Origin of the sequence: Brevundimonas sp. (assembly GCF_036963785.1) — a bacterium.
GTDB lineage: Bacteria > Pseudomonadota > Alphaproteobacteria > Caulobacterales > Caulobacteraceae > Brevundimonas.
Map to the genome: position 1 here is coordinate 236745 of NZ_JBALUS010000001.1, position 14316 is coordinate 251060.

Annotated in this window: 13 protein-coding genes; 8 read left to right on the plus strand and 5 right to left on the minus strand. The window is 67.4% G+C overall.

All coding sequences use genetic code 11. From position 1 onward, the window contains the following. Positions 1-14: 14 nt before the first annotated feature. From V7672_RS01215 to flgK, 4 genes are all read right to left on the minus strand, one after another. On the minus strand, positions 15-788 hold the full coding sequence (locus V7672_RS01215) for an ABC transporter ATP-binding protein (RefSeq protein WP_335622855.1): 774 nt from the start codon (positions 786-788) through the stop codon (positions 15-17). Beyond that, positions 785-1912, minus strand: coding sequence for an ABC transporter permease (locus V7672_RS01220; RefSeq protein WP_335622856.1), 1128 nt, complete (start codon positions 1910-1912; stop codon positions 785-787). The genes V7672_RS01215 and V7672_RS01220 overlap by 4 nt, the downstream gene beginning before the upstream one ends. Before the next feature lie 129 nt (positions 1913-2041). Continuing rightward, positions 2042-2962, minus strand: a complete 921-nt coding sequence (locus V7672_RS01225; protein WP_335622857.1) for a flagellin — start codon at positions 2960-2962, stop codon at positions 2042-2044. Then, complete coding sequence (gene flgK, locus V7672_RS01230; protein ID WP_335622858.1) at positions 2962-5079, minus strand: flagellar hook-associated protein FlgK; 2118 nt, start codon at positions 5077-5079, stop codon at positions 2962-2964. The genes V7672_RS01225 and flgK overlap by 1 nt, the downstream gene beginning before the upstream one ends. A 396-nt stretch (positions 5080-5475) precedes the next feature. Here flgK and V7672_RS01235 point away from each other — a divergent pair, with 396 nt between their 5' ends. The 6 genes from V7672_RS01235 (at position 5476) to V7672_RS01260 (ending at position 11560) form a co-directional block, all read left to right on the plus strand. Next, the gene (locus tag V7672_RS01235) at positions 5476-6990 is read left to right on the plus strand and encodes a flagellar hook-length control protein FliK (RefSeq protein ID WP_335622859.1); all 1515 of its coding nucleotides are present in this window, start codon (positions 5476-5478) and stop codon (positions 6988-6990) included. 4 nt (positions 6991-6994) lie between these two features. Next, a complete protein-coding gene (locus V7672_RS01240; RefSeq protein WP_335622860.1) occupies positions 6995-7747 on the plus strand; it encodes a flagellar hook assembly protein FlgD in 753 nt (250 codons plus the stop codon). 12 nt (positions 7748-7759) lie between these two features. Beyond that, positions 7760-9214 carry a flagellar hook protein FlgE gene (gene flgE / locus V7672_RS01245; protein WP_335622861.1) on the plus strand — a complete coding sequence of 485 codons (1455 nt, stop codon included), beginning with the start codon at positions 7760-7762 and terminating at the stop codon, positions 9212-9214. 174 nt (positions 9215-9388) lie between these two features. Further along, complete coding sequence (gene sciP, locus V7672_RS01250) at positions 9389-9673, plus strand: CtrA inhibitor SciP (RefSeq protein ID WP_335622862.1); 285 nt, start codon at positions 9389-9391, stop codon at positions 9671-9673. Positions 9674-9780: 107 nt separating this feature from the next. Beyond that, positions 9781-10998 (plus strand): tRNA 2-thiouridine(34) synthase MnmA, encoded by a 1218-nt coding sequence (gene mnmA, locus V7672_RS01255; RefSeq protein WP_442888628.1) that lies wholly within the window; start codon positions 9781-9783, stop codon positions 10996-10998. Further along, positions 10991-11560, plus strand: coding sequence for a hemerythrin domain-containing protein (locus V7672_RS01260; protein ID WP_335622864.1), 570 nt, complete (start codon positions 10991-10993; stop codon positions 11558-11560). Before mnmA ends, V7672_RS01260 begins: the two co-directional genes overlap by 8 nt. A gap of 10 nt (positions 11561-11570) precedes the next feature. Here V7672_RS01260 and V7672_RS01265 read toward each other — a convergent pair whose 3' ends face one another. After that, a complete protein-coding gene (locus tag V7672_RS01265; RefSeq protein ID WP_335622865.1) occupies positions 11571-12062 on the minus strand; it encodes a winged helix-turn-helix transcriptional regulator in 492 nt (163 codons plus the stop codon). Between the two features lie 116 nt (positions 12063-12178). On the opposite strand from V7672_RS01265, the gene V7672_RS01270 reads away from it, so the two are divergent. Beyond that, on the plus strand, positions 12179-13042 hold the full coding sequence (locus V7672_RS01270) for an acyl-CoA thioesterase (protein ID WP_335622866.1): 864 nt from the start codon (positions 12179-12181) through the stop codon (positions 13040-13042). A gap of 83 nt (positions 13043-13125) precedes the next feature. Next, positions 13126-14316: a thiolase family protein gene (locus tag V7672_RS01275; RefSeq protein WP_335622867.1), complete on the plus strand. Its 1191-nt coding sequence runs from the start codon at positions 13126-13128 to the stop codon at positions 14314-14316.

Sequence of the window (14316 nt, forward strand, 5' to 3'; positions counted from 1 at the left end):
GTCGGTGTGGCTCCTCAGCCGGTCCTGTGGGCGGCGCGCCCCCGTGGACCATGGAAATATTCATGGATCCAGGGATGGTCTGAACGCTCGAGTTCGGAAACGGTCGCCTTGGTCACGACGTGCTTGTCCGCCAGCACCGCGACCTTGTCGCAGATGGCATACAGGCTATCGAGATCGTGCGTGATCATAAAGACGGTCAGACCCAGATCATTCGCCAGCGACCGGATCAACTCGTCGAAGGCCGCGGCCCCGATGGGGTCGAGACCCGCCGTCGGCTCGTCCAGAAACAGCAGCTCGGGGTCCAGCGCAAGCGCCCGCGCCAGTCCCGCCCGCTTGCGCATGCCACCCGACAGTTCGGCGGGCTTGAGGTGATGCGACTCGGGCCCCAGACCGACAAGGGCAATCTTCATCGCCGCGATTTCCTCGATCAGGGACCGCGGCAGTTCTGTGTGCTCAACCAGGGGCGAGGCCACATTCTGCAGCACCGTCAGCGACGAGAACAGCGCGCCCTGCTGGAACAGCACCCCTGTGCGCCGCTCGATGTCGGCCATGTCGGCCTTACTCGCCCCGGCCATGTCATGGCCCAGAAGCCGGATCGTGCCGCCGTCGGGTTCCTTCAGGCCGATAATGCTGTTCAGAAGCACCGTCTTGCCGGTGCCCGATCCGCCCACCACGCCGAGGATCTCCCCCCGCGCGACGTCGAGATCCAGATCTTCGTGGATGACCCGCTCGCCGAACTGGCTGAGCAGGTCGCGCACCTCGATGACGGTGTCCGCTTCGCCGGTCATATGTTCAGCTCGAGGAAGATCAGGGCGAACACGGCGTCGAGGAAGATGATGGCGAAGATGGCCTGGACCACGGCGGCCGTCACCCGACGCCCCAGCGACTCGACGTCTCCCGAGACCGCCATGCCCTGACGGCAGCCGATCGCGGCGACCACAATGGCGAACACCGGCGCCTTGACCAGGCCGACGAACAGGTGATTGCCGATGTCGGGAATGACGCTCATCCGCTGGAGGAAGAAGGCCAGGCCCAGGTCCAGCTGGCTCCAGGCGACCAGCGCCCCTCCGAACAGCCCCGCCAGCATGGCGATGAAGGTCAGCAGGGGCAGCATGATGACCATCGCTGCCAGCCGCGGGATGACCAGCGCCTGGAACGGATTGACGCCCATGACCTGCATGGCGTCGATCTCCTGGTTCATCTTCATCGCCCCGACCTCGGCCGCAAAGGACGAGGACGAACGCCCGGCCAGCAGGATGGCGGCGATGACCACGGCGAACTCGCGCAGGACAGAAATGGCGATCAGCTCGACTGCAAAGACGTCAAAGCCGAACTGCTGCAACAGGTCGGCCCCGATGAAGGCCACGACCGCACCGATGAAGAAGGCGGTGACCGCAACAATCGGAATGGCATCCAGACCTGCGCGCTCGATCTGGCTGACCCAGGCGGGCCAGCGGATACGCCCGGGATGCTTCAGGGCCGAGCCGGTTGCCGTGATCAGCCGGCCAAGGAAGGCCATCGACAGGATGGCCTCGCCGCCGATGTCGTGCATGCCGCGCCCGACCTTGGCGAACCCGCGGGTCAGGGCGGACGGGCGCTTGAGCGGCGCGGCATCCGTGCACTCCACCGCCTGGACGCGGTCATAGACACGTCCGACCTCCGGACGGGTTGCCCACGCCCCCTCGGGCAAGGCTCCGTCGACTGCCTTGGACAGGATCAGCGCGCCGGTGGTGTCAAACCGGCCAAGATCGGTCAGGTCCACTGCCGCGATCGGGGTGTCGCCCAGTTCCTTGCGCAGGCGGGGGCCCAGCCGCCCTCTCAGGTTTGACAGGCCCGCAGCCGTCCAGTCGCCGACCAGACGCAGCCGAACGCCCTTGCCCTGACTATCAATCTCGAAATCGGCGGTCGCCATGGCACCTTAACTAAATCGGATGCCGTGATTTGCCCATGCGGAAATCGCCCGATCACCCCCGGCGGCCCGTGGGCGCCAGAACCTGTGTCAAATGCGCCGAGGGGGCGTGGGTTGCCTCGGGGGTTGCCGTCAGCTCAGAAAGTTCAGCAGGGACACCTGCCGCAGCTGGTTGATCACCTGGGCCGAGGCCTGGATGGCCACCTGCGACAGCTCCAGATCGGTCAGGGCCTGGGCCAGGTCGGCATCGGTTTTCTTCGACAACATCTCGTCCAGCGAAACCTTCTGGGTGTTCTGGGCTGTCAGGATGGAGTCGACCCGATTTTGCAGCGAGCCATTGCGGGCGCCAAAGTTGGTGACCGTCTCGCGGGCCTGATCCAGACGGCTCAGCTGGGCCGTCAGAAAGTCGCGGGTCGCATCATCCAGCCCGCCCGTCATCGGCGTCGCCTCATGGAACAGCTGGATGTCGCGAAAGATGTCGAAGGCCTCCTGGCCGATCTCGCTTGCCAGAAAGCCGGTCTCCATCAGCGTGCCCTCATCAAGGCGCGACACCTGCTTCAGGGAGTCATTGGCAAAGGCGTCCGACGCTGCCGGCAGATCGGCCAGATCCGCCATGGTCATCGCTGTGACCGGGGCAGTGGCGCTCTGGCTGCCCGCGAACAGATACCGGTTCTGGTGGCGCCCATTCAGTCCGTCCTGGGTGATCTGGTAATGGCCCTGCAGTTCCAGCATCAGGCCGTCGATGCGGCCGCTGGCGAGGGCGGCGGCAATGGCCTCGCGCGCGCCGGAAACACCCTCTGCCACCCGGTCCAGCGCCAGGTCCTGGGTCGAGAGGCGCGCGGCGACCGTCTCGCCCGTGTCGATAAAGCCCTGGATGCGGCTCTGGGTCGATTTCAGCGCCGTCAGGGTTTCTGATCCACGTCCGAACCCCGACAGGTCCGTGGCGACCTTCTGGGTCGAGACGCGCTCCTGCGCATCCTGGGCCCGGGTCTGGGCGGCCATCAGGTCAAGCAGGGCCGACTGGTAATTGCCGAATGTCGATACGCGGTTCATCAGACCATCCCCAGCAAGGTGTCATACAGTTCACGCGCCGCCTGGATCAGGCGGGCCGAGGCGTTGAAGGCCTGCTGATAGGTGGTCATCAGCACCAGTTCCTCGTCCAGATTGACGCCTTCATGCGCGCGCTGGCGGGCCGAGGCCTCTCCCTGCAGCGCCACCGCACTGTCCCGCGCCGTCTTGGTCAGGGCGGCGCGGCCCCCGATGTCGCCCGCCAGCTCGGACGCATAGCGCGAGACAGAAATCTGACCGCCGAGAGAATCCCCCGCGCTCTGGAAGGTCGCATTGGCCTGGCCGGCGTCGGCAAGGGCCAGGGCCCCGCGCCCGTCGCCGGTGGTCAGGCCGGTGGCACCGACCGCCGCATTAAAATCGAACTGCGCCAGACCCAGTCGTGCAGGGCTCTGGCGGATGTCGGTGCGCATAGTGAAACCGTCGGCGCGCGAGGCCCGCACCCCGCCGCCGATCCCGAACAGCTCGGTCATCGATACGCCCGACGGAACCTGGGTCGTCCGATCCTCCAGCACCGACAGCCGGGGCGCCGGACTGGTGTTGGCATTGAAGCTGAGGGTGCCGTCGGTCGGGCTAAGGGCAAAGGCGCCGAACCGGCCTGCCCCGGTTGCCGGATTGTTCAGCGCTGCCAGAAGGTCCGCGACCGTGCCCCCGGCCGGGATGGCCACGGTCACATCGCGCATCTTGGCCCCGGTTTCGCCGGTGAACCGCAGGGTCAGCGTCTCGCCTGCCGTAAAGCCGTGCGGCGACGCACTGCTCAGCCCGGTCTGGTAAACAGCCGGGCGGTCGGTCGTGATCAGGTCGTTCAGGCCAAAGAAGTGCGAGAACCCCCGCCCGATCTTCCGCGAAGGGTTGGCCGGGTCGTCGGCGATCACCACCCCGTTGGTGCCGGTCGCCGACAGGCTCAGGACACCGTCGACAAAGCTGGCTGTCGCCGCTCCGCCCAGTTCGGCGTTCAGGGTCGCCAGAAATCCGGCGGGCGTGGTGGCGGTGCCGTTGATGGTGATGGTCCCGCCTGAAAAGGCGATGTCGGCCCGCGCCTGGACCTGTCCGGCGGTATTGGTCACTGCGATCGCCGTATTGCCCGAGAAGCCGGCAACTGCGGTCTCGAGCGACTGGCCCACGTTGCGGCCGGTCAGGGTGGTCGGGGCGGGAACCGATGAATTGGCATTGTGCGCCCGGTTCAGCTCGTCCGCGACCCGGGTCAGAAGCTCCGCCAGCCGCTCGGCCGCCTGCGGGGCCTCGACGTCGCGCATGTCGACGAGGCCCTTGATCTCACCCGAGGTGATGCTCTCCAGCAAGGGACGCTTCTCGCCGCGCGGCTCGGTCACCCAGATTTCGTTGAACGCTGTCTCGGCATTCACCGTGCCGGCGCGATTGTACTCCAGCGTCGCATGCCCCTCGCCGGCCAGCAGCACCCCCGCCCCCGTCCGGATCGACACCCCACCGACCGAACGCGCTGACACACGGACATCCATCAACTCGGACAGCTGACCGATCAGCGCCGACTGGGCTGTCTCCGCGCCGGAGCCATCGCTGCCGACAGCGCCGGAGCGGGCAATCTCGATGTTGAGCGCCTCGATCTGTTTCAGAAGCGAGTTGGCCTGTTCGACCGCGCTCTGAATGCGGCCATCGGCGTCTTCGCGGACCGCCTGGATCTGTCCGGAAATGCGGGTGCCCTCGTCGAACAGGGCCTGGGCGCGGAACAGGGCCTCCTGCCGGCGGGGCGACGAGGCGGGATCCTCGGCAGCGGCTGCGAACACCGAAAACGCCTGATCCACCTGCGCGAAAAAGCCGCCGTCGCCGCCCGGATCACCGAACAGGCCCTGCATCCGGTCATACAATTCATAACGCACGGACTGGCGCGCGGCGTCGGCCCCGGCATTGAAGCTGGCGGCCTGCAGGAACCGGTCGGTCGCCAGGCGGATGCGGCTGACCTCGACGCCCGAGCCCATGCCCTGGCTGACCAGAGTCTGCTGCTCGGCAATCTTGCGCACATAACCGGGCGTGTTGACGTTCGAGACATTGTCCGAGACGACGCGCAGCTGAACCTGGGCCGCCGTCAATCCGCTGTTCGCGGTATTCATGATGGACGCGATGGACATCAGCGGGCCTCCCGACGGCGGTCACCCGGCAAGCTCTTCCCGCATGCCTGCGCAATTTGCCCGGCAGTTTCAGGAGAGCTCGAAGCCAAGATGCTGTAATTTCTCATGTTCATTATCGGAGACCGTTCGTTCGTCCGACACCGGCGCAAGGGACGGGCCAGAGCGGACCGGCCGGCCGGTCCCGGCGCTCACCGGGCAATAAACGTCCGTCCGCACGGCAAGATTCGACCCGCCCGGATCATTAACGACCTCATCAGTATGACTTAACCTGCTATTATATTTAGTTTTTTACGCGCGCTACCAACTGGCCCGACCCTTGCGACCCGTCTGACGACCCCGGTGTGTCCGGGTTCGACTTTCTTGACGGAGGGGCTCGGCCCGATGCGCGCGGATAGCTTGTTCACACCCCTGCAGGGCGGGTCGGCCAGTGAGGCCGGCACCCGTTCGACCGGGCGTGCAGGCGCCACCGCAGACGGCATGGAAGCCTTTGCCGGACTGGTCAGCCAGGCGCAGATCGCCGAGACAAGGCCCGCCACCGTTGCCCGCCCCGCCCGTCCCGACGCGAGCGCTCAATCCGACACTCCGGGCGTGCCCGAGGGCGAGCCCGCAGCCGGCGACAGCGCCTCGGCAAAGGCGACCGGGGTCAAGGACGATACCGGACCCCAAATCCTGCCGCACAGTCCCCCGACCACCGGCAAGGAGGGCGCGGGTCCGCAGATCCTGCCGGGCGAGGACGGCAAGGTTCCTGATGAGCGCCCCCCTGTCCTGCCGCACAACCCGCCCGTCGTCGGCACCTCAGGCAAGGAAGGCGCAGGTCCGCAGGTCCTGCCCGGCGAAGACGGCAAGCTTCCCTCCGACGAGCGGCCGCCCGTCCTGCCTCACATTCCGCCGACCACCGGTAAAGAGGGTACAGGTCCCGAGGTCCTGCCCGGCGAACAGCCCCCCCTCGGCAAGGGCAAGGGTTCACACCTGCCCCAGATCAACCCCGGCCCGTCGTCGGAGACGCCCGCTGCGGCCAGGGACGACGAGGCAAAGGCCTCACCGGTTCCCGTCAACGCCACGCCTCAGGGTGCCAGCGAGGTCCTGACAGAGGGTCAGGCTGCAGCCCCCCTGGCCCCGGCCCTCGTGCGCCGTCTGCTGGCCACCCATGAGGCCCGGGACAACGCCGCCGCGCGCGGGTCCGGCAGTACGAATGACCTGGGATCACGCCTCAAGGCCCGTCTGACCGGCGACGCCGCTCCGTCCGCTTTTCAGGCGACCGGCACCCCGGCTCCGTCGGCGATCCAGTCGTCGCTGCAGGCCCTGAGCATCGCTGCCGCGGGCCAGACCGGTCAGGCTGCAGATGATCCCGCAGCCGCACCCGTCCCACCGGCCGGCGGCGAAACACCTGCCCCGGCCACCGGCGAGGCAAGCACAGCCGATCCCTTCAAGGCCGCGCTGGCCTCCGTGGATCGCGGCCTTGGTCTGTCGACCCTGTCCCGCGCGACGGTTGAGACCACGGCCCTGATCGCGGCCCAGATCCAGAACCGGCTGAGCGGGCGCTCAACCCGGTTCGAAATGGCCCTGACACCCGAAGGTCTCGGCCGTGTGGACGTCAGCATCGAGATCGACTCCGACGGCCGCATGGCCGCGCGTCTGGCCTTCGACAATCCGGCGGCGGCGACCGAGCTGCGTGGCCGGGCCGATGAACTGCGCCGCCAGCTGGAACAGGCGGGCCTGCACCTCGATGGCGACGCCCTGCAGTTCACCGAGCGCGATCCCTCATCGGCGGATCGCGGCTTCTCGGGCTTTGACCGGCGTGCCTTTGCCCGGGCGTCCGACCTGAATGACCGGGCCGATCAGGCCGCACCCGAACCCGCCACCTGGCAATCTCTTTCCCTGACGCGCGACCGCGTCGATCTGAAGGTCTGACCCCATGGTCGATGCCATCTCCACCAATGACGCCGCAGGCCGGATCGGTGCCGGCACCACCAGCCTGTTCAGCAATTTCGAGACCTTCCTCAGCCTGCTGACGGCGCAGCTGAGGAACCAGGACCCGCTGTCTCCGGTGGATTCCAACGAGTTCACCGGCCAACTGACCCAGATGGCCGGAGTGGAGCAGCAGCTGCTGACCAATGACCTGCTGACCAGCCTGCTCTCGGCCCAGCAGGGCACCGGCCTGACGACCGCCGCCACCTACATCGGCAAGGACGCGACTGCAGTCTGGTCGGCCACGCGGATCGAGGACGGCACGGCCTCCTGGAGCTATGAACTGGCCGGCGAGGCCTCCGAGGTCACCCTCCAGGTGCTGGACGGCAGCGGCAATGTCGTCTGGTCCGGCGAAGGCCCCGGAAAGACCGACGGCGTTCACGACTTCGTCTGGAATGGCCAGACCACCGGCGGAGGCCAGGTCGCTGACGGCGGTGTCTATACGCTGAAGGTCATCGCCAAGGATGGCGCCGGCGAGGCCGTCGACAACCAGGTGCTGATCCGCGGTCGTATCTCGGGCGTCGAACTCTATGACGGCCAGCCCTACCTCACGGTCGGCACCTCGATCCTGCCGCTCAGCAGCGTGATCGCCCTGCAGCAGGCCAACGAAGCCGCGACCACACCCTCCGATCCTGCCGATGACGAGAGCCTGCTGGCCTCGGTCGCTTCGGCGCTCAACCCCTTGAAATACCTGTCCTAAGGAGAGTATCCCATGAGCATCAACAGTGCCTTGCTGGCTGGCGTGTCGGGCCTGACGGCCAACTCCGCCGCCATGGCCGCCATCTCCCAGAACATCGCCAATGTGAACACGGTCGGCTACAAGCGGACGACCAGCGAGTTCTCCACCGTCGTCAACAGCCAGAGCCAGGGCAGCGGCTATTCCGCAGGCGGCGTCCAGGGGGCCGCCCGCCACTTCACCAGCCAGAATGGTCAGCTGCAGCGCACCACCTCGGCTACCGATCTGGGCATTGCCGGTCAGGGCTTCTTCGTCGTCACGGAAAAGCCCGAGAACCTCGAGGTCACCGACGCGCGGCTGTTCACCCGGGCCGGTGCCTTCCGCGTCGATAACCTGGGCTATCTCAAGAACACCTCGGGCCTCTATCTGCAGGGCTGGCCGGTCGACGCCAATGGCGACATCGCCACCGATCCGTCGGACCTGTCGCGGCTGCGGACCATCAACGTCGGCTCGGTCGGCGGCACGGCAGAGGCGACCACCCGGGTGCAGCTGAACGCCAACCTCAAGTCCAGCCAGGCCATCTCGACCGAGGCCACCGATGCCGCGGCGGTTCCGCCCGGACCGACGGCCTATGATCCGCTGACCAACTCCATGGCCCTGTGGGATCCGGAGACCGGCGCAGGCGTCAAGCCGGACTTCGAGGTCACGATCCCGGTCTCAGACTCCAAGGGCGGTCAGCGCACCATCGCCCTGTCCTTCCTGAAGAGCACCGTGCCGAACCAGTGGTACGCCGAAATCCGCGCCATCCCCGCCTCTGACATCGTCTCGGGTGCCGGTCTGGCCAATGGTCAGCTCAAGACCGGTCTGGTCGCCTTCACCCAGGACGGACGCCTCGATGTCGCCGCCATGGAGGCCCTGGGTGCCGCTGCCCTGTTTGACGATCCGGCCAATGCCAATCTGAACTTCGGCTCGTCCAGCTCCGCTGCCCCGGCCGCGGGTGAGTTCAACTGGGCTGCAGATCTCGGGATCGACGACCAGTCCCTGGCCTTCGACCTGACGGCCGCCGCCGGTGGCCTGACGCAGTACGACAGCGCCTCGGTCGTGCAGGCGACCATCACCAACGGCACGGCCTTCGGTAACCTCAGCGAGGTCAAGATCGACGAGCGGGGCTTTGTCACGGCCATCTTCGACAACGGGGTAACCCGACAGATCGCCCAGGTCGCCCTGGCCACCTTCCCCAGCGCCGACAGCCTGAGCGAGGCAGGCGGCAATGCCTTCCGGGTCAGCCAGGGCTCGGGCACCTACAACCTCAAGGCCGCCGGGTCCGGGGGGGCGGGCTTCATCGGCGCCTCGCAGCTGGAGGCCTCCACCGTCGATCTGTCAGCCGAGTTCACCGGACTGATCACCACCCAGCGGGCCTATTCCGCGTCGTCCAAGATCATCACCACGGCCGACGAAATGCTGGCCGAACTGATCAGCATCAAGCGCTGATCGGGCGCCCGGCGGAGGTCAGGAATGATGCGCGAAGCAGCCCGCTCAGGCACCCGGAACGCGCCGCTTCAGCGGCGGCGCGTTAGCCGTTCCTTCACCACGACGCTTAAACGGCCTTTAGCGCCAGTTGCTTATGGTCAGGGTCAGTGATGGTGGTGAAAGAGGCATAAGCCCATGTTGCAAGAGCGACGAATGAACAAGGACGGCGAGGCCTATGTGGTTGGTCCCACGGGCACGCCGCTGACCCTGCGCGATCTGCCGCCGGTCAACACGGACCGCTGGGTGATCCGCCGCAAGGCCGAAGTCGTCGCTGCCGTGCGCGGCGGACTTCTCAGCCTCGATGACGCCCTTACGCGCTATCGTCTGACCGCCGAGGAATTCCTGGCCTGGCAAAAGGCCATCGACAAATGGGGTATGCAGGGTCTGCGCACCACGCGGATTCAGCACTACCGCAACTAGATCTTCCCTCCCCCGACGCCTCCCGATGGCCGCCCCTGTGACCGCAGGGGCGGCCATCTGCATTCGCGAGCCTCGAAAAAGTCGGCCGGGCCCTCTATATGGCGCGCATGACCACGGTGATCCCCCGTTCGCAGGAGTCCACCTGCCCCATCCCCGCCATGGCGCCCGCCGATCTGGATGCGGCGATTGCGTCCGCGCGCGCGGCGGTTGGCCTGCCGGTCGGATCGCGCGTGGTGGCGGCCATGTCGGGCGGAGTGGACTCCACTGTGGTCGCGGCCCTGCTGCACAAGGCGGGCTATGACGTCGTCGGCGTCACCCTTCAGCTCTACGATCACGGCGCCGCCCTCAAGAAGAAGGGTGCGTGCTGCGCCGGTCAGGACATCCACGATGCCCGCCTGGCCGCCGACACCCTCGGCATCCCCCACTATGTGCTGGACTATGAAAGCCGCTTCCGTGAGGCGGTGATCGATCAGTTCGCCGACAGCTATCTGGAAGGGCGCACCCCGGTGCCCTGCATCCGTTGCAACCAGACGGTCAAGTTCCGGGACCTGCTGGATGTCGCGCGTGACCTGGGCGCCGAGGCCATGGCCACCGGCCACTATGTGCGCCGCGCCGTCGGCCCCGACGGCCGCAGCCAGATGCGCAAGGCCATCGACCCTTCGCGCGACCAGTCCTACTTCCTGTTCGCCACCACGCGCGACCAGCTGGACTATCTGCGCTTTCCGCTGGCCGATCTGGAAAAGCCGCAGGTGCGGGGCGTTGCCGCCGAACTCGGACTCCGGATCGCCGCCAAGCCGGACAGCCAGGACATCTGCTTCGTCCCCTCCGGCGATTACCGGACCCTGATCGACAAGCTGCGCCCGCAGGGGCGTGAAGCCGGCGAGATCGTGCATATGGACGGCCGGGTGCTGGGCACCCACGCAGGCATCACCGACTACACCATCGGCCAGCGGCGCGGTTTGAACGTTGCCGTAGGCGATCCCCTGTTTGTCGTCCGGCTGGAGCCCGAGAGCCGCCGCGTCATCGTCGGCCCGCGGGAAGCCCTGCTGACCGGCTCGCTGACGCTCGAGGAAACCAACTGGCTGGGTGACGAGGCCGACTTCGCAACGGCCGCGGCCGCCGGTCGCCCGGTGCTGGCCCGCGTGCGCTCGACCCGCCCGCCCCTGCCGGCCCGGCTGTTCCGCGACGGGGATGCGGTCGGCGTGGCCTTCGAGGAAGGCGAGGAAGGCGTGTCCCCCGGTCAGGCCTGCGCCCTCTATGATCCGGCCGATCCCGATCGCCTCCTGGGCGGTGGCTTCATCGCGAGCACGACTGCGGTTGTCTGATCCCCTCGACCTGGTCCACCGGCAGGGGCTGCCGGGCGAGTGGCTGGCCCTTCGCGACCGCTTTCCGCGCAGCCGATGGGGCGAGGCCGGGCTGAACCCCGTCGCGGCGCACTGGCTGCAGATGCATGCCGGCTTCCGGCACCACGGCGCGCACATGACCGGGCTCACCTCGGCCTTTCGAGCGGACCCTGCCGATCCCCGTCGGCTGCATGCGCAGCTGATCCCGGCGTTGCAGGCCTTCCTGCAGCATCTGGACGGTCACCACCGCATCGAGACCGAGCACTATTTCCCGACCTTCCGCCGGATGGAGCCCGACATCGCGGCCGGGATCGACCTGCTCGACCGGGATCACGATGCGGTGCACGCCCATCTGGAGGCCCTGTTCGAGGCCGGGCGGGGATTTCACATGGCGGTGGCGGGCCATGCGCCGGATGCGGCGTCATCGGCCCATCGGCTGGCCGATGTCCTCGACGCGGCCCTGCCCTCGCTGACGCGCCATCTGGATGACGAGGAAGACATCGTCATCCCCCTGATCGCCCTGAAGGGGGATGCGATCCGCTGACGGCTTCCGTCTAGGCCGCTTCGTCCTTGGGCATCACATCAGCCACCGTGGGCCGGTCGGCCTGGAAGTCGACGGCAATATCGCTCCGCTTCACGATCTCGCCGCAGCAGGAACAGGCCAGCCGCGGCGACAACTCCGAGCCACAGGTCTTGTGGGTGAAGGTGACGCCCGAGTCCGCCTCGCCGTACAGATGCTTGGACCCCCAGCCGTGCAGGGTCAGCAGCACGTCCGACAGGTCCTTGCCCTTGGCCGTCAGCACATACTCGTTGCGCGGCGGGCGTTCGGAATAAGGCCGGACCTCCAGCACGCCGTGCGCCACCAGGGTCTTCAGCCGCGCCGCCAACACATTGCGCGCCACGCCAAGCCGGTCCTGCCATTGCTCGAAGCGGCTCACGCCCTGAAAGGCGTCACGAATGACCAGCAGAGTCCATGGATCGCCGATCACCTCGAGGGTGGCGGCGATCGAACAGCTCTGTCGGGAATAGTCTGCGGTGCGTCCCATATGCGAAAAGTGACGTCACGGCAGGCTGATTGCAAGTGGGTTGTTATTCTGAACCCTGCCTCATATGCTCCGAAGTCCGTCCTTTTTCGAAATGCACCCCATTCCCTCCTGTTCCGATGACCCTTCCCGAGCCTGTCCAGACCCTTGATGACGCCCTTGCCCTGAGCCCCGGCGAGGATGTCGCGCGGATCGCGACCCTGACTGCGGACTTCTCCAACGCGCCCCTTGCCACCGACCCGGTGAAGGGGGCCCCTTTCGGGGGCCTGATGGCGGCGCTGGCCGTGCGGGCCATGCGTGAGGGCCTGCAGATCCAGCCCCCGCTGATGACCTTGACGGTGCAGTATCTGGCCGCCGCCCGCTTCGAGGCCATCACCTTCACGCCCAGCCTCGACCGGGGCGGTCGTTCCGTGGCCTATGCCTCGGTCAGAGCCGGACAGCCCGGCCGCGCGGCACTGACCGCCATGGGGACGTTCGGCACGCTCGGCCACGGGCCGGAGGTGCGGCCCCTTTCGCCCTCTCCCACCCCGTTCGATGCCCTCGATCCCACGCCGGTCGATCCGCGCCTCGCCCCCTGGTTCACGCGCTATATCGAGCACCGGTTCGACGGAGGCCCCAAGCTGGGCGGCGGTTCGCCCCTGGGCGATCCCACGCTGCGGCTCTGGATGCGCACGCGCGACGGCCGGCCGCTCGACGAGCTGACCCTGTGCTTCCTGCTGGACGGCATCTTCCCGTCCTACATGACCGTGCTGCCCGCGCCGCCGGTGCCCTCCGCCAGTGTCGACCTCCGCTATGACCTGATCGAACCGGTCACGCCCGACATCTCGCCCGAGGGTTGGGCCATTTTCCAGTTCCGCACGCGGGACGTTTCCGGCGGCTGGGCGTTGGATGACGGCGTGGCCTTTGCGCCGGACGGCCGGCCGCTGGCGCTCGCCCGGCAGAGGCGCAAACTTTTCGGGCCGCGGCGTGCACCCGCCACCTGAGCGCAGGTGCGAACAGACTTGCGTTGCAGCGCACAAAAGCCGATCTAGCCTTCACCTTATCCGTATCCGAGGGACTGTTTTCCATGACCCAATCCACTGACCCCGTCGTCATCGTCGCCTTTGCCCGTACGCCGATGGGCGGCTTCCAGGGCGCGCTGAGCGGCGTCAAGGCGACCGATCTGGGCGCCACCGCCGTCAAGGCCGCGGTCGAGCGCGCGGGTGTTGCCGCCGACAAGGTCGAGCAGATCTTCATGGGCTGCGTCCTGCCCGCCGGCCTGGGCCAGGCCCCGGCCCGTCAGGCCGCCATCGGCGCGGGCCTCGGCAAGCACGTCGAAGCGACCACGGTCAACAAGATGTGCGGCTCGGGCATGCAGGCCGCCATGATGGCCCATGACGCGCTGATGGCTGGCACGGCCGACATCATCGTCGCGGGCGGCATGGAGTCGATGACCGGCGCCCCCTACGTCATGAACAAGCACCGCGGCGGCGCCCGCATCGGCCACGATGTGATCGTCGACACCATGTATATGGACGGCCTGGAAGACGCCTATACGCCCGGCAAACTGATGGGCGCCTTTGCCGAGGACACCGCTGGCCAGTACCAGTTCACCCGCGAACAGCAGGACGACTACGCCATCGAGTCCCTGCGCCGGGCCAATGCCGCCATCGAAAGCGGCGCCTTTGACGCCGAAATCACCCCCGTCGAGGTGACCAGCCGCAAGGGCACGGAGACGGTCTCGACGGACGAACAGCCGGGCAAGGCCCGCCCGGAAAAGATTCCGACCCTGCGCCCGGCCTTCGCCAAGGACGGCACCATCACCGCCGCCAATGCCAGCTCGATCTCGGACGGAGCCGCCGCCCTGGTCATGACCCGCGAGAGCGTGGCCAAGGCCATGAACCTGCCGATCGTGGCCCGCGTCGTCGCCCATGCCGCCCATGCGCATGAGCCGGGCCTGTTCACCACCGCCCCCGTGCCCGCCATGCAGAAGGCCCTGAAGAAGGCCGGCTGGACGGTCGACGACGTTGATCTGTGGGAGATCAACGAAGCCTTTGCCGTTGTGCCGATGATCGCCATGAAGGAAATGGGCATGAGCCGCGACAAGGTGAACGTCAACGGCGGCGCCTGCGCCCTCGGCCACCCCATCGGTGCCTCGGGCGCGCGCATCCTGGCGACCCTGCTGGGCGCGCTGGAAGCCCACGGCAAGACGAAGGGCGTGGCTTCGCTCTGCATCGGTGGCGGCGAAGCCGTGGCCATGGCCGTCGAGCGGGTCTGA

Bases quoted from the DNA above. Each gene is read 5' to 3' on its own strand.
- V7672_RS01275 (WP_335622867.1), top strand. From the start codon at position 13,126: ATGACCCAATCCACTGACCCCGTCGTCATCGTCGCCTTTGCCCGTACG.
- mnmA (WP_442888628.1), top strand. From the start codon at position 9,781: ATGACCACGGTGATCCCCCGTTCGCAGGAGTCCACCTGCCCCATCCCC.
- flgK (WP_335622858.1), bottom strand. From the start codon at position 5,079: ATGTCCATCGCGTCCATCATGAATACCGCGAACAGCGGATTGACGGCG.
- V7672_RS01270 (WP_335622866.1), top strand. From the start codon at position 12,179: ATGACCCTTCCCGAGCCTGTCCAGACCCTTGATGACGCCCTTGCCCTG.
- V7672_RS01265 (WP_335622865.1), bottom strand. From the start codon at position 12,062: ATGGGACGCACCGCAGACTATTCCCGACAGAGCTGTTCGATCGCCGCC.
- sciP (WP_335622862.1), top strand. From the start codon at position 9,389: ATGTTGCAAGAGCGACGAATGAACAAGGACGGCGAGGCCTATGTGGTT.
- V7672_RS01215 (WP_335622855.1), bottom strand. From the start codon at position 788: ATGACCGGCGAAGCGGACACCGTCATCGAGGTGCGCGACCTGCTCAGC.
- V7672_RS01220 (WP_335622856.1), bottom strand. From the start codon at position 1,912: ATGGCGACCGCCGATTTCGAGATTGATAGTCAGGGCAAGGGCGTTCGG.
- V7672_RS01225 (WP_335622857.1), bottom strand. From the start codon at position 2,962: ATGAACCGCGTATCGACATTCGGCAATTACCAGTCGGCCCTGCTTGAC.
- flgE (WP_335622861.1), top strand. From the start codon at position 7,760: ATGAGCATCAACAGTGCCTTGCTGGCTGGCGTGTCGGGCCTGACGGCC.
- V7672_RS01240 (WP_335622860.1), top strand. From the start codon at position 6,995: ATGGTCGATGCCATCTCCACCAATGACGCCGCAGGCCGGATCGGTGCC.